The sequence below is a fragment of the Haloferax sp. Atlit-6N genome, assembly GCF_003383195.1.
Lineage (GTDB): Archaea > Halobacteriota > Halobacteria > Halobacteriales > Haloferacaceae > Haloferax > Haloferax gibbonsii.
The window spans coordinates 1-492 of sequence record NZ_QEQJ01000235.1; the positions used below are offsets into that span (position 1 = coordinate 1).

The window sequence follows — 492 nt, forward strand, 5'->3', positions numbered from 1 at the left end:
CGACAAGGTTACAAGTAAAACTAAAGCGCCTGTAACAGGCCAAAAAGCATTATTTCTAACTGGTTTGAAAATGTTTAAGACATCAAATTCTTCCTTGCTAATTTTGACGTAATTTTTAGGGATAAACCAATTGATCATTGGAAGAAAAAATACTATCCAACTACTTACTAAATCAACTATCAAATATTCATCATTATACTTAATAATTCTATATTTTGGATTTTTGTTGATAATTTTAAATTCGCAAAGCAAAACTCACCACGCCCATTTCATTGGAGTTATATGATTACTAATGTTGTTTGTAGCTTCACCAATGGTACTTTCAATACCTTCTACAATTTCATCTGCGAATTTTTCTATTACATCTATATTGTCGTCCGTTTTATAACATATCCATTCAGTTTTATCTCTTAATCCAAATTTATTTGTTTGATGATCCCAATTTACAAGTCTTGCCGAAACAGAACCTGCAGTATATCTTGGTAAAAGCCC

General features: G+C 30.7%; 2 protein-coding genes. Both read right to left on the minus strand.

Annotation, left to right across the window (positions count from 1 at the left end; genetic code table 11):
* Window positions 1-252, minus strand: a 252-nt coding sequence (locus DEQ92_RS22125; RefSeq protein WP_115821792.1) for a DUF443 family protein, incomplete at its 3' end; no start/stop codon positions are given.
* A gap of 3 nt (window positions 253-255) precedes the next feature.
* The coding region (locus DEQ92_RS22130; protein ID WP_115821791.1) for a hypothetical protein at window positions 256-492 on the minus strand (237 nt) is incomplete at its 5' end.